The organism is Lederbergia panacisoli (assembly GCF_024626525.1).
Classification (GTDB): Bacteria; Bacillota; Bacilli; order Bacillales; family Bacillaceae_C; genus Lederbergia; species Lederbergia panacisoli.
Window position 1 is genome coordinate 106,248 of the sequence record NZ_JANJGU010000011.1, and the last position, 20,968, is coordinate 127,215.

Sequence of the window (20,968 nt, forward strand, 5' to 3'; positions counted from 1 at the left end):
CCTTAAAGCTTACTGGATCGTATTCTTACTTTTTAACCTTTAACAGATCCCAACATTACACCAGAGACAAAGTATTTTTGCACATACGGGTACACACATAAAATGGGTAGGACTGTCAATACCATTGTTACCGCTTTAATATTTGCAGAAATTTGGGTTAGGTTATCTGCACTCGTTGCTCCTGACGAAAGGCTTCCTTCTGCACCTTTTATTAAATTCCTCAAATAAATTTGTACGGGAAACAGTTCTTTGTCATTAAGGTAGATAAAGGCTGGAAACCATGAATTCCAATTGCCTACTGAATAAAATAGGATCATTGTTGCAATAACGGGCAAGGAAAGCGGCAGTACGATTTTCAACAATGTTCCGTATGTACTGGATCCATCCATAATGGCCGCTTCCTCAAGTTCCTCTGGAATATTTTGAAAAAACGTTTTCATAATTAACATATTAAAAACACTAATCGCTCCAGGAACGACAATCGCCCACATTGTGTTGCCAAATCCAAGCGATTTTACTAAAACATAGTTTGGAATTAAGCCGCCGCCAAAGAACATAGTAAAAACCGCAAACATCGTAAAAAATTCTCTTCCTAAAAGACGTTTTTTCGATAATGCATAAGCAAACATAGTAGTCATGACCATCTGAATAGCTGTTCCTACAACTGTATAAACAACTGTGTTTTTATAATTAATCCAGAACATACTATCTCTAACAATGATTTTATATGTCCCTACATTAAATCCTTTTGGCCATATGTTTACTTTTCCCGCATTGATATACGCTTCTGAACTAAATGATTGTGCGACAATATTCAAAAAAGGATAAAATGTCAATGCGACAATCAGAATTAATAAACTAACATTAAAAACTCTAAATACTTTATACTGTATGGATTCTTTCAAAATACTTCCTCCCTTCTTACCACAAACTATTATCAGTCAGTCTCCTTGAAATATAGTTAGCCGAAAATACTAAAATGAGTCCTATAATTCCTTCAAATAACCCAATCGCAGTTGCATAACTAAAGTTACTAGATTCTAGACCGACTCGAAAAACATAGGTAGCAATGACATCAGATGTCTTATAATTTAATGGATTATATAAGAGTAATATTTTTTCAAATCCAACTGCTAATAAGTTTCCTATATTCAATATTAGTAGTGTAATAATCGTGGGAAGAATTCCCGGTATAGTAATATAAATCGTTTGCTTCCAGCGATTGGCACCGTCAATCTTAGCTGCTTCATATAATTCCCCATTAATGCCAGTTAGTGCAGCTAGATAAAGTATCGCTCCCCAACCTAAGCCTTGCCATATTTCAGATCCAATATATATCGTTCTAAACCATTCAGGTTTCTGGATAAAACTTATCTTTTCCCCTGTAAAAAATTCAACAATATTATTAATCGATCCATTGAGGGCTACTAGTTCCAAAATCATCCCTGAAACAATAACAATAGAAAAAAAGTGCGGTAAATATGAAGCAGTTTGAACAAACCTTTTAAATTTCATTGATTTTAGTTCATTCAATAAAAGCGCAAAAATAATTGGTGCCGGAAAAGTGATAAGTAATGTCAAACTACTAAGAATGAGAGTATTTTTAAAAACTTTTAAAAAGGTTGGATCAGATATGAACATTTTTACATAATGTAAACCTACCCAATATTCTCCAAATATACTTCCTCCGGGTACAAATTTACGAAAGGCAATAATATTCCCTGCCATTGGTCCGTATTTAAAAACAAGTAAATAAATGATTGGTAGGATTAATAAAGAGTACAGCTGCCAATCCTTCCTAAGCGTTCTAAGAACTGTCAATAATTTCGTTGTTTTTTTATTTGATACTTCAACTTGCGTCTTTTTGCCAATTTGTTGCACATACATTCCCCCTATGCATCTCTGTCAAGTTATCATGCATAATCAAGCGCTTTCAATATTGAATAATGATCATTAAGACCTATAACTAACCTACTAGTATGGTACATTGTGAAAAAAACTACTAACCTACTAGTATGTTAGTTTTATCTATATAATAACTTTAATCATTAAAATAATCAATACATATTTTTTAATACCTTTTTCCTAATTGTTTTGGCTTATACTAATTAAAGTATCATTTATTTGTGTTGATACGCATTTCTGTTTTCTTCCGTTCTCTAAAGAATCCCATATTCCCCAGAGATACATAATTCCTAATGCTCTATCGTATAAACCATATCCGGGTCGACATTCCTCATCCCAAATATGTCTTCCGTGATCGGGACGGGCATACCCAGTAAAGCCGTATTCATGAAATGCTTCTACAACATTGGTAATATTAATCGACCCATCTTTCGTTCGATGCGATGTTTCAATAAAATCTCCATTTTCATAGATTTTTATGTTTCTTATATGAGTAAATGGAATGCGATCCGCAAATTCCCTAATCATTGCTGGGATATCATTTCTAGGATTCGCCCCTAATGAGCCGCTGCATAAAGTTAAACAATTGAATGGGCTATCAACTAGTTTTAGCAGCTTTCGAATATTCTCTTGAGATGTAATTATTCTTGGCAAACCAAAAATCTCCCATGGTGGATCATCCGGGTGAATCGCCATTTTAATATTATGCAATTCAGCAATAGGAATAATTTTATTTAAAAAGTATTCTAAGTTATCCCATAATCCTTCTGTAGATACATTACTATAAGCAGCAAAAAGTTGTTTTATCGACTTTAAACGCTTAGGTTCCCAGCCAGGCATTGTATATTCTGGATTATGGGCAATTTGTTCAATTAATTCGAATGGATCCATGCCGCCAACTTTAGCCTCTTCATAAAATAAAGCAGTGGAACCATCTTCCAATTGTTTATACAAATCAGTTCTTACCCAATCAAATACAGGCATGAAATTATAGCAAATTACCCTTACGCCTACTTGGGCTAAGTTTTCAATTGTTTTAATATAGTTTTCAATATATTTATCTCTAGTCGGTAGACCAAGCTTAATATCATCGTGAACATTGACACTTTCAACCACTTCGATATGAAACCCACATTCTTCTGCTTGTTTTTTCTGTTCCAATATGCGGTCCAAAGGCCATACTTCACCCGCCGGTATATCGTGAAGCGCCCAAACAATCCCCTCTACCCCAGGGATTTGTCTAATATGACGTAAACTTACTCCATCATTGCCTTTACCAAACCATCTAAACACCATTCTCACTGCCTATTCCTCCGATCATGCATCCATCAATCATCTTCTTAATATATAATATGCTGAAAAAGGAATTTCCTAGGAACTCCTTTTTCAAACACCATTAATATATTGTTCTATTTTTTTCATCTGCAATACCTGATTTTCGATAAAAGTAAGTATTGATCTGATCACGCCAAGATTTTGCATTCTCCAATTGAAGATTTAAACGTTCCTGTACATTTACATATCTTATTTCATCAATTTTGTCTTTCAATTTATTCCAATTATTTATTAGCTCCTCAACTTGTTCTACGCCCCTAAAATGAGTGTTATAAATATGTTGAATAACAGTTTCCCCTGATTTCAATTTATGCGTATAGGGGACATGGTGGAAGAATAATAATAATTCATCTGGACATGTATTCAGTGAGTTATATATTTCTTTATTAGGAGAGAAATATTGATTTGCATATCCTGTTCCTGTTTCGATTGTTCGATCTACTCCGATTCCATCCCGATCGGCAAAATGATATGTGCCCCATACGGAATATTCGTACCCATCAATATTCGGTCCATAATGGTGTCCAATATTTACCATCCAACCAATTCCTAGAGGAGCGGTATAGTTTTCATATATTGGCCATGATTCTAATAACATGTTGTTTATTATCTCAATAACAACTGGATCGTGGCCAAAAGTCATACGGATCCAATCCTCCGCTATGGTCTCTGATGCAAGCTCGGGATCCCAAATGAGACGACCATACCCATATAAATTTGCTTGGGCAAGCGTATGACCAGTCCAGTTCATATCATTTCCTATATTGGAAACTGCACATATACCGCTATACTTATACTTATATAGAGACCCATTGACGATATTTTTAACTGTTGATCCTTCGCCCTTTGCATACGTGTCAAATTCCAATACTTCTTTCCATTGCGGGACAAGGTAGCATAGATCTTTTTGCTGTCCTGTATATTCTTGTGTTACTTGAAACTCCATCATTTGATTTGTTTTTTCAAGTGCTCCAAATAAAGGAGAAACTGGCTCCCTCACTTGAAAATCCATTGGGCCATTTTTCACCTGCAAAATGACATTATCAAGAAATTTACCATCTAATGGTTTAAAGTGGTCATATGCAGCTCTCGCTCTATCCGTAGAACGGTTGCGCCAATCTTGTAAGCAATTATAGACAAAACATCTCCAAATAACGAGTCCCCCGAATGGTTCTAAAGCTCGCCCTAATAGATTCGCTCCGTCAGCATGGTCGCGATTATATGAAAAAGGACCTGGTCGATGTTCAGAATCGGCTTTAACGACAAATCCACCAAAGTCTGGAATATATTGATAGATTTCTTTAGCCTTATTTTCCCACCATTTTATGACATCTGAATCAAGGGGATCTGCGGTATCCAACTGACCAATTTCGATTGGACTAGCAAAATTTATACTTAAAAAAGTTTTGATTCCGTAGGCTCGGAAAATATCCGCAATTTTAGCTACATCAGGTAAAAACTCGTCGGTGATTAATTTCGTTTCTACTTTCCAGACGTTAACATTATTAATCGAAATGGCATTAATTCCAACTGAGGACAGAAGTCTTGCATAATCTTTAATTCGAGCTAGGTTTTTAGTTATTTTATTATCTTCAAAAAAAATAGACTGCCCTGAGTAACCACGCTCAATACTAGCGTTCATATTATCCCATTGATTTAACATTCTTATCTGATTTTTCGGGGATTCAACGATTTTTATCTTTTTGAGTGAATCACCAAGTTGAATCATACGCAGCAAATGATGAGTGGCATAAAGCACAGCTTTATCCGACTTCCCAAGAAGTAAAAGGCTTTCATTTTCACCATTATTTACTGACTGAATGATATAACCTTCATCATTTAATTCATCTATTTTATATGTATCTATTCCATAGTTTTGCCAATCAATATCATTGTATATTCCGAGAATGATTGAAGCGTCAATTGTCTTATCAGAAACGATTGGTTCTTCCCCAAGCATTGATTGAATGCCTTGTCTCAATTCATAAAGAGAAGATTGTAAAATAGGTGAATTTCCTATTACTGCTATACTTCGACAAAGTGAAGAATGATTTTCATACCATTCATTGTCTGTAATTCTTTCATATTGGAGCCAGCATGCATAACTTTTCTTCCATGCAATATGTTCTTTCAGACTAGTTTCCATACTTAAATCTCCTCCATATATTGATAGCTTGATGATAACGATTACAAAGGTATAATTACAATGAGAGCCAAAACATATTCATATTGTAACATTAATTTAGAGTTTTGTATACTAGTATGGTAATTTTATGTGAATAAAAAGATACATACTATCAATAATAGCATGCATCTTTTTTGACTTACCCCATTAAAGCAACCATCAAAGCTTTCTGTACATGAAGACGGTTTTCTGCTTCATCAAACACATAAGATTGTGGCCCATCAATCACGTCCGTTGTTACTTCTTCCCCACGTTTTGCAGGTAGACAGTGAAGGAATATTGCGTCATTTTTCGCAAGTGACATCAATTTGCTATTCACTTGGAAGGCTTTAAAAGCTTGTAGTCTGACCTCTTTTTCGTCCTCCCATCCCATGCTCGTCCAAACATCCGTATAAACTGCATCTGCACCGCTTACCGCAGCTAGGGGATCATTTAACACTTCGACATGTGCACCTGTTTCTTTTGCGATCTTAAGGGCAAGTTCTGTGATTTCCTTTTTAGGTTCATATCCTTCTGGAGAGGCAATGGAACAATGTACCCCAAGTTTTGCGCACGCAATCATTAATGAATGGGCTACATTATTTCCATCCCCTACATAGGCTAGTTTTTGGCCAACCAATGTTCCCTTCACTTCATAAAGGGTCATTAAATCCGCAAGTGCCTGGCAAGGATGAAAATCATCCGTCAACGCATTGATGACGGGTACACTTGAATTGGCAGCCAATTCTTCAACAGCTTTATGTTCATATGCACGTATCATAATGCCATCTACATATCTTGAAAGTGTTTTAGCAGTATCGGGGACCGTTTCTCCTCTTCCAAGTTGAATATCATTACGACTTAAGAAAAGTGCATGACCACCAAGCTGGTTCATTCCGACCTCAAAGGAAACACGCGTTCTTGTTGAAGATTTTTCAAAGATCATCGCTAATGTTTTCCCTTTTAGATATGGATGGAGTTCTCCTTGCTTCTGCATTTTCTTTAAACCAATAGCTACATCGATTAATTGAGTGATTTCTTCTGTCGAAAGCTCAGATAAGCTCAATAAGTGTTTTCCTTTTAAACTATTAGCTGTTGTTGTCACCATCAAATCACCCTTTCTTTTTTTGTTAATTGTCCATGCCATTCCTGCATAGAGAATGGTTTTTCATTGCTTTGTCTATAAGCAGCAATTGTCGTTAGCAATGTTTCCATTTCTGTTATGACGGAAAGCTGTGAATTAGATGCTTCCATCCGCATTTCTTTCGATTTTTTAGAAGTCCCAAGACTTAAGAAAATGGATCCGTTGCTTTGTTTCAACCAATCAGCAAATGAATAGTTTTCATTTGCAATTGAAACTCCTTCTTTTAATAAAATATCTTGGATAAGTGCAAACTCATTTTCTTTTACATCAATATATACTTCTAATTTTAGCGTTTCTTTATTTGCATTCCACTTAATTGCTTTCGCCAACGCTTCATCAAATGTTTTGCCAAATGCAATGAGTTCCCCTGTTGATTTCATCTCAGGAGTTAATCGTGGATCGACTCCATCCAGCTTCCCTGTTGAAAAAACAGGATTTTTTATCGCGTAATACAATTGAGATATTTCATTATCCATAACTTTTCCACCTGTTAAAATATTGATACATTCATCTATAACATTGACGCCTGTCATTTTACTAATAATCGGAACAGTTCTTGATGCTCTAGGGTTTACCTCCAACACATAAACTGTTTCATTGTAAATAACGAATTGAACATTAAAAATTCCTTTAAAATGAAGTTTTAGTGCAATTTTTTTTGAATACTCATAAGCTTGCTGCTGATAGTTATCACATATCGAAACTGGCGGTGTAACAGCCATACTATCTCCAGAATGGACCCCCGCTTTTTCTATATGTTCAAAATATCCGGGAATAAAAATATCTTCCCCATCCGACAATACATCTACTTCCATTTCTGTCCCTTTATAATAAGCGTCAATTAGAACAGGATATGCAATTTTATTAAGATGTTCATGTAATTCTTGCTCGCTGTCAATAATCAACATCCCTTGACCACCAATGACATACGATGGTCTCAGAAGTAGAGGAAAACCAATTTCAGCAGATTTTGCAACTAAATCCACCTCATTTAATGCCGTTAATCCTGGGATATGAGGAATATCCAATTCTTTCAGAAGCGTATAAAAACGTTCACGATCTTCAACTATATCAATTTGGTCTTGAGTGATCGAAAGTAATGGGATTCCATTCTCTTCTAATTCTTTAGCAAGATTAATGGAAGTTTGCCCGCCAAATTGAAGGATGACACCATCTGGCTGCTCGTATTCGAGTACATTTAACACATCTTCTGCCCGAAGAGGCTCAAAATATAAGCGGTCAGCAATTTGAAAATCAGTACTAACCGTCCCGGGATTATTATTGATCAAGATCGCTTCGTAGCCTGCTTTCTTTAAAGCTAGCACTCCATGGACTGTACAGTAATCAAACTCTATTCCTTGACCAATTCGAACCGGACCGGAACCAATAATAGCGATTTTTGGTTTTTTTCCTCCGGATATTAAATCTCCTTCACCTTTCCATGTGGAATAAAAATAAGGAGCAGCTGCGGGGAATTCTCCTGCACACGAGTCAACCATATTATATACAGGCTTAATCTCAAACGTTTTTTGTTTTTCTCGTACCTTTTTTAAATTAGTATTCCAAACATATGCAAGCCACTCTTCTGAAAAACCCAGTGTTTTTAACTCTTTTAATAAATCTTGTGAAATGGTGTCAAGATTGACAGCCTTCGCCTTTTTCTCATAATTCACTAATAATAGTAATTGATCCAAAAAAAAGTACTGAATGTTAGTTGCTTTATGGATTTCATCTGTCGTTACCCCACGTCTCATCAATTCGAGTATGGAAAAAAAGCGAATGTCATCGGGTAAAGTTACAGAATTCCAAAGCTCAGCATCACTGTAGGACGATATTCCTGTTAGCTCAAGTCCGATTGTTTTAATTTCAAGGGACCTGACTGCTTTTTGTAATGCTGCAGGCAGATGACGTTCAATCGCCATGATTTCTCCGGTTGCCTTCATTTGGGTGCCTAATTTTCGGTCTGCTTCTATAAACTTATCAAATGGCCACCTAGGCATTTTAACGACGGTATAATCGACTACTGGCTCAGAGCTTGCAAAGGTCGTACCTGTTACTGGGTTGATTAATTCATGCAAATGATAACCAAGTGCAAGCTTTGCTGCCATTTTAGCAATAGGATAGCCTGTCGCTTTGGAAGCAAGGGCTGAAGATCGACTTAATCGCGGATTTACCTCAATTAAATAATATTGTGAGCTATCGGGATCCTGGGCAAATTGAATATTACAGCCTCCGACAATTTTCAATGCCCGAATAATTTTTACTGCAGAAGTATAAAGGGCTTCATATTCCTTATCCGTTAATGTTTGTTGAGGAGCGACCACAATCGAATCACCTGTATGGACCCCTACAGGATCAAAGTTCTCCATGCTGCAAACTGCGATGCAAGTATCATTTGCATCTCGAATCATTTCGAATTCTAACTCTTTAAAACCAGCAATACTTTTTTCAATTAAGCATTGTGTTATTGGACTTGCTTCAAGTCCTTTTTTTACGACGGATATTAATTGTTCTTCTGTAGACACAATCCCTCCACCACCACCACCTAATGTATAGGCAGGACGGATAATGACCGGATATCCGATATGATTGGCAAAATCAATTGCTTCCTTGACGGTATGAATAATAGAGCTGTCAGGAACGGGTTCCGACAATTCATGCATTAACGATCGAAAAGCCTCGCGATCTTCACCTTGCATGATTGATTCAGGTGTTGTGCCAAGTACTTGAACATTATACTTTTCTAGTACGCCTTGCTCATACAATTGAACGGTTAAATTTAGTCCTGTCTGGCCACCAAGCGTACCTAATATCGCATCAGGTTCTTCTTTTTTTATAATTTCTGTAATGGATTGAACAGTCATTGGCTCGAAATAAACGATATCTGCAAATTGTTCATCCGTCATAATCGTAGCTGGGTTATTATTTACAAGTACAACTTCAATTCCTTCTTCTTTTAGTGCCATACATGCTTGCGTACCAGCATAGTCAAACTCCGCTGCCTGACCAATTATGATTGGACCCGAACCAATAACCAAAACTTTTTTTAAATCTTTGTGCCTAGGCATATATGTTTTCTCCTTTAGATTGCTTCAGCTGATTAGAAAAAGCATGTTTGATGAGCATTTCAAGTTTTTGGTTTTTTCCATCGGGATGAAATTGATATGTCGCAATTGAATAATTATTATGGGAAAGACCTTCAATGGATTGATCTTGAATCGATTGAAAAGAAATTTCAAATCCAGCTGACTCAAGACCTTCTTCTAAAACTTCATATCCATGATTTTGATTCGACATATACACTTCATTTGTTTCCACATGCATAATAGGATGTTTAAAGCTTCTATGGCCCCATTTCATTTTTTTAATATTGGCCCCGAATGCTTCTGCTATTATTTGATGACCTAGACCAAAACCAATAGTTGGATATTCTTTCGCAATTTCTCTGTATTGAGGAAAGAATAATTTCCAGTTTGAAGGATTTCCCGTCCCTCCTGAAAATACGACGCCATCTGGGTTTAATTTTATAATATTAGCTGCATTTGTGCTATTAGGGACAATTGTAATCTTGTAATCTGATTCCAACAGCCATTTTATTAAAGAATTTTTGACAGCAAAATCTATTAAAGCAATATGTGTTTTCCCATTTGGATTAAACGTTTTATAGCCAGGGGATGACATTGACGTATGTTTTTTCGATTTACTCGTAATATCAACTTCTTTTGCTCTCATGGACACCAATGTTTCCCCTTCTTTTAAGAGCTGCTTAATGATTGAACGTGTATCCATTCCCGTCATAACTGGGATATATTTTTCCTTAAATATGTTTAACCATTTTCTAATCGATAAGGAGGCTTCCCCGTATTCTTGCTGAATCACTAGTCCAGCAAGCTGGATATCCTCACTCTCAAGCTTTTCCTTATCCATAAAACTGTTTAGGATACTAGGATAAGTTGCTAACACAATTTTCCCTTTTATAGCGGGATCAGAGATGAATTCTATAAAGTTGCCCATTCCCGTGTAAAAAATCATTTCGCCAGAGCATTCCGTTTTCTCTCCGTGCCAATGGCCGGTATATGTAACTCCATTAGCCAGCTTGATCATACCTTCCATCATGCACCTTCACCTCAATGTATTTTTATTTTTTCGTTTGTATTTTTATACAATATAATCAAAAAAATTTAACTTATAACTAGTTTCGTATTATGCAAAGTACTGCCAATGATTTCAAGTGCTGCATCCAATTCTTCATATGTGACTGTAAGTGGTGGTAAAAATCTTATGACATTTGGACCAGCAACTAATGCAAGTAGCCCATTTTCTCTTAATAAACTGATCATTGAACCTACTTCAACGGAAAATTCTATTCCAAACATTAAGCCTTTATGGCGAATAAATTTGAAGCTTTCTAATGAAGATAGTATTTCCTCAAGCTTTGAAGTAAAATATTCACCTTTTTCGGTTATTTCATTTAGAAATTCTTCGTCAAATACAAGATCTAATGTAGCATTAGCAGCTGACATGGCAAGTGGATTTCCCCCAAAAGTTGAGCCATGGCTGCCAGGAGCGAATGCAGATTTTAAATATTCCTTTCCAATCATTGCACCTGTTGGAAAGCCATTTCCAAGCCCTTTAGCTGATGTAATAATATCTGGGGAAAGATTAAAATGCTGATAAGCAAAAGGTTTGCCTGTACGACCGATACCTGTTTGCACTTCATCGATAATAAGAAGGGCTCCGTATTCTTTACATAATTGTTCAACAGCAACTAAAAATTCCTCAGTTGCTACGTGAACCCCACCTTCACCTTGAACAACTTCAAGCATAATGGCAGCAGTATCGTTATCTATTTCCCTTTTCAACGCATCTGCATCATTAAATGGTACATGAACAAAGGTTTGCAGCATTGAGCCAAAACCCTCTTTCACTTTATCCTGACCTGTCGCAGCCATTGTCGCGAATGTACGTCCATGGAAAGATTGAAGGAATGTAATGATTTTTGATTTCCCCGTATATTTTCGAGCTAGTTTAATAGCTGCCTCATTCGCTTCCGCCCCACTATTACAGAAGAAAACAGAACTTCCCGTTGAATGTACTGTAAGCTTTTCAGCAACTTTTTCTTGCAGTGAGCTTTTAAATAAATTGGATGTATGCCATATTTTTTTAAGTTGATCCGTTGTGGCCTCTACAACAACAGGATGGCAATGTCCTAGATTACATACACCAATTCCTGAAGTAAAATCCAAATATTCTTTTCCGTTAGAATCAACTACATTCGTTCCGGAACCAGAGACGATTTCAACGTCCCATCGTGCATAGTTTTCAAATAAATGGCTCATTCTATTTCACTGCCTCCAATTCCTTATTTATCGTTGTCCCGATAATATTTTCTCCATCCAATAATGGTCTATGGCCACTGACAATCATTGCTTCCTTCATACCACCACGAAGGCTATGTATGGCTGCCATTACTTTCGGAATCATTCCTCCCGATATGGTGCCATCTTCAATAAATTCCATTATTTCAGAAGTAGTCGCCTTATATATGATTTCGTTATCTTTTAATACACCAGGAACATCCGTTACAAATACTACTTTCTCCGCATTCACCGCCACGGCAATTTCAGCGGCTGCTGTATCAGCATTGATATTAAAATAATCTTCATGATTCATCCCCATTGCGATTGGAGAAATGACTGGAACCATGCCGATTGATATTAAGTTTTGTAAAAATTGTTGGTTCACTCTAGTTATCTCACCTACTAAACCTAAATTCTCCAAATCTTTCGGTTCAGCATACATTAGCCCACCGTCAGATCCGGTTACACCAATAGATGAAATGCCATGTTTTTGAAGCTTGCGCACTAATTTATTTGTAATGGTTCCTGATAAAACCATTTCCACGACATTCATAATTTCATGAGTTGTTTTTCTGAGTCCATTCACGAATTCAGAATTAATCTGTAAATTTTCAAGCAGCTCATTGATGGCGGGACCTCCACCATGGACGATGATTGGATAGAAACCCGCCTCTTGCATGTTTTTTATCCCTTTAAAAAAATCATCGGATAAAGTGTCAATCATGCTTCCTCCGCACTTAATGACGATAATTTTTTTCATTGGAGAATCCCTCCCTTCATGTTCTGTAGCTTGCATTGATCCGGACGTAGTCATACGTTAAATCGCAGCCCCATGCTTTTCCATATCCAGAACCAATATTTAAATTAATATTCATGATAACTGTTTCGTTTTTTAAATAATCGCTTAATGTTTCTTCAACATAATTTGCTGGCTGGCTATTTTCTAAAAGTGAATATGGTCCAATAGCGATATCGATTTTTTCAGGGTCTAGAGTCATTCCACTTTTTCCGATTGCCATCATGACCCTTCCCCAATTAGGATCGGAACCATATACCATTGTTTTGACAAGATCAGAACCAACGACTGTTTTGGCGACCTTCCCTGCTTCTTCATCAGAAACTGCCCCATATACATTCACTTCTATTAGTTTTGTAGCCCCTTCACCATCTCTTGCAATCATAATGGCTAAGTCTTCACAAACTTTTTCGAGTAAATGTACAAAATGTTCCCATTCCTCGTGATCCGGAGTAAGGGATGTGTTTTCTGCTAATCCGCTCGCCATGACGATAACCATATCATTTGTCGATGTATCGCCATCTACTGTAATGCGATTAAACGTTTTATTTGTCACTTCACTTAAAGCAGCTTGTAAATGATTGTGCGAAATATTCGCATCTGTTGTGATGAAACCAAGCATCGTAGCCATATTCGGAGCAATCATCCCTGAACCTTTTGCAGAGCCTGCCATTGTAATTTTGGCACCGTCAATAACAGTTTCATAACAGGTCGCCTTCATACAAGTATCAGTCGTTAAAATGGCTTCATTAAATTCGTAAGCAGACTGTTTGTTTTTTTGTGGGACAAGATGTTCGATCCCAGGAATTATTTTATCCATCGGCATTTTTTCACCAATGACACCTGTGGAAGCTACGGCTACATAATGATTTTTAATTGACAACAAACTTGCAACTGCGTTTTTCATTGAATGAGCATCGAATAATCCTTGATTTCCTGTACAAGCATTCGCGTTTCCACTATTTACGACGATGGCTTGAAGTTTTCCTTCTTGCTCCAAGCATTCTTTCGTTACTTTTAGAGGAGCGGCTATAATTTGATTTAATGTGTATACGGCAGCAGCTTCAGCTGGGACATCGCAATATATTAATCCTAAATCATTGCGTTTTCTCTTGACCTTCGTATGGAGTCCGGCTGCCGAAAAGCCTAGTGGGGTAATGATGGTTCCTTCTTCCACTTTTACAATGTCTTCTTTACCCGTTATTTGCAATTTAATCACTCCTCTTTTGATGTTTTAAAAAATTTATGGATACATAGGGCTGAATTTTAGACCAGCGGACTCCTCAAACCCAAACAAAATATTCGCATTTTGCACCGCCTGACCTGCAGCGCCTTTCATTAAATTATCTATGACAGATACGATTGTTATTCGTCCAGTCCGTTCATCACATGCGATCCCAATGTCACAAAAATTGGATGCAGCCACTTCTTTCGTAGCGGGGAATATTCCTTTATCCCTTACTCGTACGAAGTATTCATTGGCGTAAAAATCATGATAAAGCTGCCACAATTCATCTTCAGTTATTTTCCCTTCGACTGTTCCATAAATGGTAGTCATAATTCCCCTAGTCATCGGTACGAGATGAGTTTGAAACGTGATTGGAGATTCGTAGCCCATTTCTTTAAGCATTTGCTCGATTTCTGGTATATGTTGGTGCCCGTTTACCTTATATATTTTCAAATTTTCATTGAGCTCACTATATATGTTTCCTAGACTTACAGTTTGGCCAGCACCAGATATCCCTGACTTTGCATCAATAATGACTGATCCTTCTTTAAGTATATTTGCTTTAGCCAATGGGGCTAAACCCAAAAGTGCGGCTGTTGGATAACAACCCGGATTGGAAATAAATTGGCTGCCTTTTACGGAAGTTCTGTTCAATTCAGGTAATGAATATACAGCTTTTTCTATCCATTCCTTAGGTGCTGCCTTGCGCTTATACCAATATTCATAGTCTTCAGTATTTTTTAAACGGAAATCACCCGTTAAATCAATGACAACACATCCAGCAGTTAAAAGTTCAGGCGCCAATTGTGAAGCAATACCGGTCGGGACAGCCAAGAAAACAACATCCGTGTCTTTTGCCATTTTTATAGGATCAATTTCTTCTAATGTTAAAGGAATAATTCCTGTCAAATGTGGATAATGATTATGTATGTCTCTGCCTTGCCTAGAAGATGTATATAATGCTGCAATTTCAAATTTCGGGTGGGATTGCAAAATGCGTATTAACTCTGCCCCTCCGTAACCAGTTGCGCCAACAATTCCTACTCTCATTCATTTCACTCCTAAAAAGACTTACAATTTTGGAACTTGCATATTAGAGTATAAAGTTTAACTTGTTTATATTATTAAGGCGTTAATCCATTTAATTATTTTAGATGTTTTCTATTATACTGTGAATAAAAATAAATACAATAGTATATTTATAAATTTTTTAATAAAAAATAAACCTTCGTTTATTCAAGGCACTTAAAGAGTCTTTTTTATAAAAGAATTCCATGAAATACTGGTTGATTTCCGCTTCCAGGCCGAAGCTTTCCGGGGGGCGTGCGGTGAGTTTCCTTGTCATTACGCTCCTACGGGATCTCACCTGTCACACTGATCCCCCGACGGACAGGAGTCGCCGCCTTCCGCTCCAATCAACGGCAACTGCTAAAAGGCAAGATAAATCTTCCTGCATATAACCTAAATATCACACTGCAGTTTCTCGTCTCTTTGGTATTAGATACACATATCGATATAAAGTCCCTTAGTGTGTAATTGGGAAGTTTCACTGCAAAATAAATTTGACAATAAAAAAGGCATAAAATCCTTATTTTATGAGGATTCTATACCTATATTTTTTGGTTTTGTTAAAGGAAATAATAAATTATACAACGCCGTTGATTGGAGCGGAAGGCGCGAAGACTCCTGCGGGAGTACGGAACAGGGGAGACCCCACAGGCGCTTGCGCCGAGGAGGCTCCACGTACCACCCGCGGAAAGCGAAGCGCCTAGAGCGCAAATCAACAACTAAGTTTTTAGTGCCCTCCATTTATTGAAGGTTTATTTTAATTTATTTCTCTTCCGTCTTTTCCCCAATTTGTTCATTTCTAAACAATCCTTTCGCTTCACCACTTTTGGCTACATCCATTATGAAGGAACCATTGGAATAGCGATCATTGAATCTAATGTTCCCACAATTTATCACTTCTTCTTGCCCTTTTTCGGTTATAAGCGTTAATTCATCATGATTGCTTACACTTTTCATACCAATGATACGATGTGGATTATTTTTCAATTCCCTTAATAAAATAACACCTCGTTTTGCTCTGCTTGCTTTTTCAAATTCAGACAGTTTCATCTTCTTGATCGCACATCTATGAGTAGCTATAAGGATACTAACATCACTTTCGCTTGCGGAGAATACTTCACCATTAACGACAAAATCATGGTCCTTTAAATTAATGGCTTTTACACCCGCTGCCCTTGCACCAACTTGATTTACTTCATCCTCTGAATACCATAAGCCGTACCCGGTGTGTGTCGATATAAATATATCTTTCGTTCCATCGGTAATATGGACATCAACAACTTGGTCATCACTCTTTAAATTAATGGCAACAAGTGGTCGTGAGTATCTTTGCGCTTTGTATAAATCTAGCGAGCTTTTCTTTACCATTCCTTGCTTTGTGAAAAAGATGAGAAATTCATTTTCGGAAAACTCTTTAACCGGAATGGCTTTAATAATCTCTTCGTCACGTGCTATTGGCATAATAGCTGCAACATGTTGGCCTAGGTCTTTCCAACGAATATCTGGTAATTCATGAACAGGCATGAATAAATAATTACCTTTATTAGTAAATAACAATAGTGTATCTGTTGTATTTATTTCTTGCATAAGAAGAAGCCAATCCGATTCTTTCATTGCGAGTTCTTGACCATTTGATGCAGAATAAGAACGCAGACTTGTCCTTTTTATATATCCTTCCTTCGTCACAGTTACGATGACATCCTCACTTGGAATCATGACTTCAAGATTAATCTTAATTTCAGAAACCTTTTCTTCGATAACCGTGCGCCTCGCATCAGCATATTTCCTCTTTATTTCTTTTAGTTCTTTTTTCACTAAATTTAAAAGTTTCTTTTCACTTTCCAAAATTCCTGTTAAATATTCAATCGTACCGATCAACTCGCTTGCTTCGCTCTGAAGGGCTGTAATATCTGTGTTCGTCAATCGATATAATTGGAGTGAAACAATCGCTTCCGCTTGCTTTTCAGTAAAATCATATTTCTTCATGAGATTATCTTTGGCGTCCCGTTTATCTTTCGATGCACGAATGGTCGCAATCACTTCGTCAAGAATGGAAAGTGCCTTCATTAGCCCTTCAACAATATGATGTCTTTCTTTTGCTTTCTGAAGCTCGTATTTTGAGCGATTCGTCACTACCTCTTTTTGATGACCAATATATGCATCAAGAAGGTTAAGAAGTCCCATTAATTTCGGTCTGCGATTATCGATGGCGACCATATTGAAATTATAAGTTACTTGGAGATCGCTATTTTTAAATAAATAATTTAATATCCCTTCAGCATCGGCTTCTTTTTTTAATTCTACAACAATCCTAAGACCTGTTCGATCCGTCTCATCACGTACTTCTGCAATCCCTTCAAGCTTACGATCCAGCCTAAATTCGTCCATTTTTTTTACGAGATTCGCTTTATTAACATCATAAGGAATTTCCGTAATGACAATTTGCTGACGTCCTCCGCGAATGGATTCAATTTCCGTTTTTGCTCTTACAATTGTTTTTCCTTTACCAGTTTCATACGCCTTTTTGATGCCATCGACCCCTTGAATAATCCCACCTGTCGGGAAATCAGGACCTTTTAAAACAGTCATCGCATTATCTACTGTACAATTCGGATTCTCAATACGCATTATGACAGCATCAATGACTTCTCCTAAATGATGAGGAGGGATGTCAGTTGCATAACCGGCGGATATACCAGTTGATCCATTCACCAACAAGTTGGGGAATCTTGCTGGTAAAACAGTCGGTTCCGATGAAGTATCATCAAAGTTAGGAACAAAATCAACGGTTCTTTTATCAATATCACGTAATAATTCCGAAGCTACATGAGAAAGCCGAGCTTCTGTATAACGCATGGCTGCAGCGGGATCTCCATCAACACTTCCGTTATTCCCATGCATTTCAACAAGCATTTGTCGGCCCTTCCATGGCTGACTCATCCTCACCATCGCATCGTATACAGATGTATCGCCATGTGGATGATAATTGCCGATAACATTACCGACTGTTTTTGCTGATTTACGAAACCCTTTATCGGCAGTATTTCCTTCCATATGCATGGCAAATAAAATCCGCCGCTGTACAGGTTTTAAGCCGTCCCTTGCATCAGGCAACGCCCTTTCTTGAATGATATATTTACTATAGCGACCAAACCGGTCTCCTATGACGTCTTCAAGCGGTAAATCTTGAAATTTTTCTTGTAAACTCATGAGAACGGATATCCCCCTTCCGTTGTCAAGTTATCATTTTCTAATATACTTTGGTCATCTTCTAGTCCAAATTGGACATTGCTTTCAATCCATTTTCTACGCGGCTCTACTTTATCACCCATGAGTGTCGTCACTCTTCTTTCTGCCCTCGCCCCATCATCGATCATGACTCGAATCAATGTTCTTGTTTCTGGATTCATCGTCGTTTCCCACAGCTGGTCAGCATTCATTTCTCCTAACCCTTTATAACGCTGCAGCATATAGCCTTTTCCAACCTTTTTTGTAACCCCATCAAGTTCATCATCTGTCCATGCATATTCAATCACTTCTTTTTTCCCGCTTCCCTTACTTACCTTATAAAGAGGTGGAAGCGCTATATATACTTTCCCCGCCTCAATTAATGGCTTCATATACCTGTAGAAAAAAGTCAATAGTAAAACTTGAATATGAGCCCCATCCGTATCAGCATCTGTCATAATGACAATCTTGTCGTAATTCACATCTTCCAAACTAAAATCTGGCCCTACCCCAGCACCAATTGTGTGAATGATCGTATTAATTTCTTCATTTTTAAATATATCTTGGAGCTTAGCCTTTTCCGTATTAATGACTTTACCGCGAAGAGGCAACACTGCCTGAAATTTCCGGTCTCTGCCTTGCTTTGCAGATCCACCGGCAGAGTCACCTTCTACAAGGTATAATTCATTTTTTTGCGGATTGCGTGATTGTGCGGGAGTTAATTTACCAGATAAAAGTGCATCTGTTTTCCGACGCTTTTTCCCGCTTCTTGCTTCCTCACGTGCTTTTCGAGCAGCTTCTCGAGCCTGAGCTGCCTTTACAGCCTTTTTTGCGAGTAACGAACTTACATCGTGATTTTCGGCAAGGAAATACGTTAAATGCTCTGTAATCACCGTATCAACAGCTGATCTTGCTTCTGCCGTTCCGAGTTTCCCTTTTGTTTGGCCTTCAAATTGAAGCATACCTTCTGGAATTCTGACAGAAACGATGGCGGAAAGTCCTTCCCTTATATCAGTACCTTCAAGATTCTTATCTTTTTCTTTTAATAATCCAGTTTTTCTTGCATATTCATTAAAGATTCTCGTCATGGCGGTTCTAGCGCCAACCTCGTGGGTCCCTCCGTCTTTAGTTCTAACATTATTGACAAAGGAAAGCATATTTTCAGAAAATCCATCGTTAAATTGAAAAGCAAATTCTACTTCAATATCACTTGCTTCACCTTCAAAAGATGCAACTGGATGTAGAACGTCTTTTTCTTCATTTAAATATTCGACAAATGCTTCGATTCCATTTTCATAATGAAACACGTCTCTCTGATCATGGCGAAGGTCGATCACTTCGATTTTTAATCCTTTTAATAAAAACGCGGATTCCCTTAATCTCTCACATAATAAATCATAATTAAAAATCGTTGTGCTAAAAATGGATGGATCAGGTTTAAAATGAATTTTTGTACCTGTTTGCTTTGATGTTCCAATCTTTTCAAGCGTAGTCTCAGGCTTACCACCATGATGGAATTTTTGTTCAAACATAAAGCCATCACGTTTAATAGTGACTGTGAGCCATTCAGAGAGTGCATTTACAACCGATGCCCCAACCCCATGAAGTCCACCACTCGTTTTATAACCACCTTGTCCAAATTTTCCTCCAGCATGTAAGATTGTAAAGATTACTTCTGTTGTCGGTTTGCCAGTTTGATGCATTCCGGTAGGCATCCCCCGACCTTTATCTTCTACACTGATGCTATTGTCTTTATGAATTTTTACAATTATTTCGTTTCCATGGCCGGCAAGCGCCTCGTCAACCGAATTATCTACAATTTCGTATACTAAATGGTGCAGTCCTCGTGAATCAGTTGATCCAATATACATTCCGGGACGTTTTCTTACTGCTTCTAGTCCTTCTAGAACTTGTATTGAATCATCATTATATTCAAAGTTTGTAATATTTTTCGTCACTTAAATACCCCTTTCAACAACTAAACGAAAAAAACAAGCAATCAAACAGGTGTTCGCCCTATAGTTATATTTTATCAGAAAAAAGCGCGTATGTCTTATTCTATAACCCTTTATCCGTTTTTGGCAAATGCGCAAATATTTATTCATTAAAAAACAAGCACCGTTTAAGTGCTTGCGTTGGAAAAATTTCATTTCGTCATAGCATGTTCTACCTTTATGCATCGGTCCATTATGACGGTATATCCTTTTTCTTTCAAGTACTGATAAGCTTCCTCATTTTCTATTCCTAATTGTGCCCAAAATACATCGGCATCCATTTCAGTAAATTCTTTTGCGATATCTGGCAAAAACTCAGGTCTTCTAAATATATTTACAATATCTACATGCCCCTCTATATCTTTTAATGAAGCAACAGCTTTTGACCCCAACACTTCATCGATGAGAGGATTAACTGGAATAATCTCATAACCAGCTTTTTGCATCGCCTCGGATACCGTATAAGACGTTCTTTCCGGATTATCACTTATTCCAACAACAGCAATTCGTTTCGCCTTTTTCAAAATTTCTCCGATTTCTTGGCGACTTGGATTTTCAATGGCCATATCAAGTTCCTCCTTTAGTGATAGTGTATTCCTGGCATTCATCGATTAATGGAATTGCCTAATTATCATTGAGCGAGATAATAAGATACAAACAACGCGAGAGCTAGCCACCGTTGATTTCCGTTCCAGGCGGACGCTTTCCGGGGGGCGTGCGGTGAGCCTCCTCGGTCGCTTCGCGCC

14 protein-coding genes are annotated in these 20,968 nt (G+C 37.4%); all 14 read right to left on the reverse strand.

The window, feature by feature from the left end:
• Window positions 1-32: 32 nt before the first annotated feature.
• A complete protein-coding gene (locus NQ185_RS14700; protein ID WP_257582707.1) occupies window positions 33-905 on the reverse strand; it encodes a carbohydrate ABC transporter permease in 873 nt (290 codons plus the stop codon).
• Window positions 906-921: 16 nt separating this feature from the next.
• A complete protein-coding gene (locus NQ185_RS14705) occupies window positions 922-1,872 on the reverse strand; it encodes an ABC transporter permease (RefSeq protein WP_373370815.1) in 951 nt (316 codons plus the stop codon).
• Between the two features lie 213 nt (window positions 1,873-2,085).
• The gene (gene uxuA, locus NQ185_RS14710; RefSeq protein ID WP_257582708.1) at window positions 2,086-3,207 is read right to left on the reverse strand and encodes a mannonate dehydratase; all 1,122 of its coding nucleotides are present in this window, start codon (window positions 3,205-3,207) and stop codon (window positions 2,086-2,088) included.
• Window positions 3,208-3,301: 94 nt separating this feature from the next.
• Window positions 3,302-5,386: an alpha-glucuronidase family glycosyl hydrolase gene (locus NQ185_RS14715; protein WP_257582709.1), complete on the reverse strand. Its 2,085-nt coding sequence runs from the start codon at window positions 5,384-5,386 to the stop codon at window positions 3,302-3,304.
• A 178-nt stretch (window positions 5,387-5,564) separates the two neighbouring features.
• Window positions 5,565-6,512, reverse strand: a complete 948-nt coding sequence (argF, locus tag NQ185_RS14720) for an ornithine carbamoyltransferase (protein ID WP_257582710.1) — start codon at window positions 6,510-6,512, stop codon at window positions 5,565-5,567.
• Complete coding sequence (gene carB / locus NQ185_RS14725; RefSeq protein WP_257582711.1) at window positions 6,512-9,616, reverse strand: carbamoyl-phosphate synthase (glutamine-hydrolyzing) large subunit; 3,105 nt, start codon at window positions 9,614-9,616, stop codon at window positions 6,512-6,514. Before carB ends, argF begins: the two co-directional genes overlap by 1 nt.
• Window positions 9,609-10,664, reverse strand: coding sequence for a carbamoyl phosphate synthase small subunit (locus NQ185_RS14730; protein WP_257582712.1), 1,056 nt, complete (start codon window positions 10,662-10,664; stop codon window positions 9,609-9,611). The genes carB and NQ185_RS14730 overlap by 8 nt, the downstream gene beginning before the upstream one ends.
• 65 nt (window positions 10,665-10,729) lie before the next feature.
• Window positions 10,730-11,887: an acetylornithine transaminase gene (gene argD / locus NQ185_RS14735; RefSeq protein ID WP_257582714.1), complete on the reverse strand. Its 1,158-nt coding sequence runs from the start codon at window positions 11,885-11,887 to the stop codon at window positions 10,730-10,732.
• A 1-nt stretch (window position 11,888) separates the two neighbouring features.
• Window positions 11,889-12,668 (reverse strand): acetylglutamate kinase, encoded by a 780-nt coding sequence (argB, locus tag NQ185_RS14740; RefSeq protein WP_257582715.1) that lies wholly within the window; start codon window positions 12,666-12,668, stop codon window positions 11,889-11,891.
• Window positions 12,669-12,684: 16 nt separating this feature from the next.
• Complete coding sequence (argJ, locus tag NQ185_RS14745) at window positions 12,685-13,914, reverse strand: bifunctional glutamate N-acetyltransferase/amino-acid acetyltransferase ArgJ (RefSeq protein ID WP_307001131.1); 1,230 nt, start codon at window positions 13,912-13,914, stop codon at window positions 12,685-12,687.
• A 33-nt stretch (window positions 13,915-13,947) separates the two neighbouring features.
• Entirely contained in the window at window positions 13,948-14,982 is a 1,035-nt protein-coding gene (gene argC / locus NQ185_RS14750; RefSeq protein ID WP_257582717.1) for an N-acetyl-gamma-glutamyl-phosphate reductase, read from the reverse strand.
• Between the two features lie 780 nt (window positions 14,983-15,762).
• A complete protein-coding gene (gene parC, locus NQ185_RS14755) occupies window positions 15,763-18,210 on the reverse strand; it encodes a DNA topoisomerase IV subunit A (protein ID WP_257582718.1) in 2,448 nt (815 codons plus the stop codon).
• On the reverse strand, window positions 18,207-20,186 hold the full coding sequence (parE, locus tag NQ185_RS14760) for a DNA topoisomerase IV subunit B (RefSeq protein WP_257582719.1): 1,980 nt from the start codon (window positions 20,184-20,186) through the stop codon (window positions 18,207-18,209). The genes parC and parE overlap by 4 nt, the downstream gene beginning before the upstream one ends.
• Window positions 20,187-20,374: 188 nt before the next feature.
• Entirely contained in the window at window positions 20,375-20,788 is a 414-nt protein-coding gene (locus NQ185_RS14765) for a CoA-binding protein (RefSeq protein WP_257582720.1), read from the reverse strand.
• Window positions 20,789-20,968: the final 180 nt, after the last annotated feature.

Excerpts from the sequence above, each read along its gene's own strand:
- argC (WP_257582717.1), bottom strand. The coding sequence starts at position 14,982 with ATGAGAGTAGGAATTGTTGGCGCAACTGGTTACGGAGGGGCAGAGTTA.
- carB (WP_257582711.1), bottom strand. The coding sequence starts at position 9,616 with ATGCCTAGGCACAAAGATTTAAAAAAAGTTTTGGTTATTGGTTCGGGT.
- argF (WP_257582710.1), bottom strand. The coding sequence starts at position 6,512 with ATGGTGACAACAACAGCTAATAGTTTAAAAGGAAAACACTTATTGAGC.
- parC (WP_257582718.1), bottom strand. The coding sequence starts at position 18,210 with ATGAGTTTACAAGAAAAATTTCAAGATTTACCGCTTGAAGACGTCATA.
- argB (WP_257582715.1), bottom strand. The coding sequence starts at position 12,668 with ATGAAAAAAATTATCGTCATTAAGTGCGGAGGAAGCATGATTGACACT.
- NQ185_RS14730 (WP_257582712.1), bottom strand. The coding sequence starts at position 10,664 with ATGATGGAAGGTATGATCAAGCTGGCTAATGGAGTTACATATACCGGC.
- argD (WP_257582714.1), bottom strand. The coding sequence starts at position 11,887 with ATGAGCCATTTATTTGAAAACTATGCACGATGGGACGTTGAAATCGTC.
- NQ185_RS14715 (WP_257582709.1), bottom strand. The coding sequence starts at position 5,386 with ATGGAAACTAGTCTGAAAGAACATATTGCATGGAAGAAAAGTTATGCA.
- NQ185_RS14765 (WP_257582720.1), bottom strand. The coding sequence starts at position 20,788 with ATGGCCATTGAAAATCCAAGTCGCCAAGAAATCGGAGAAATTTTGAAA.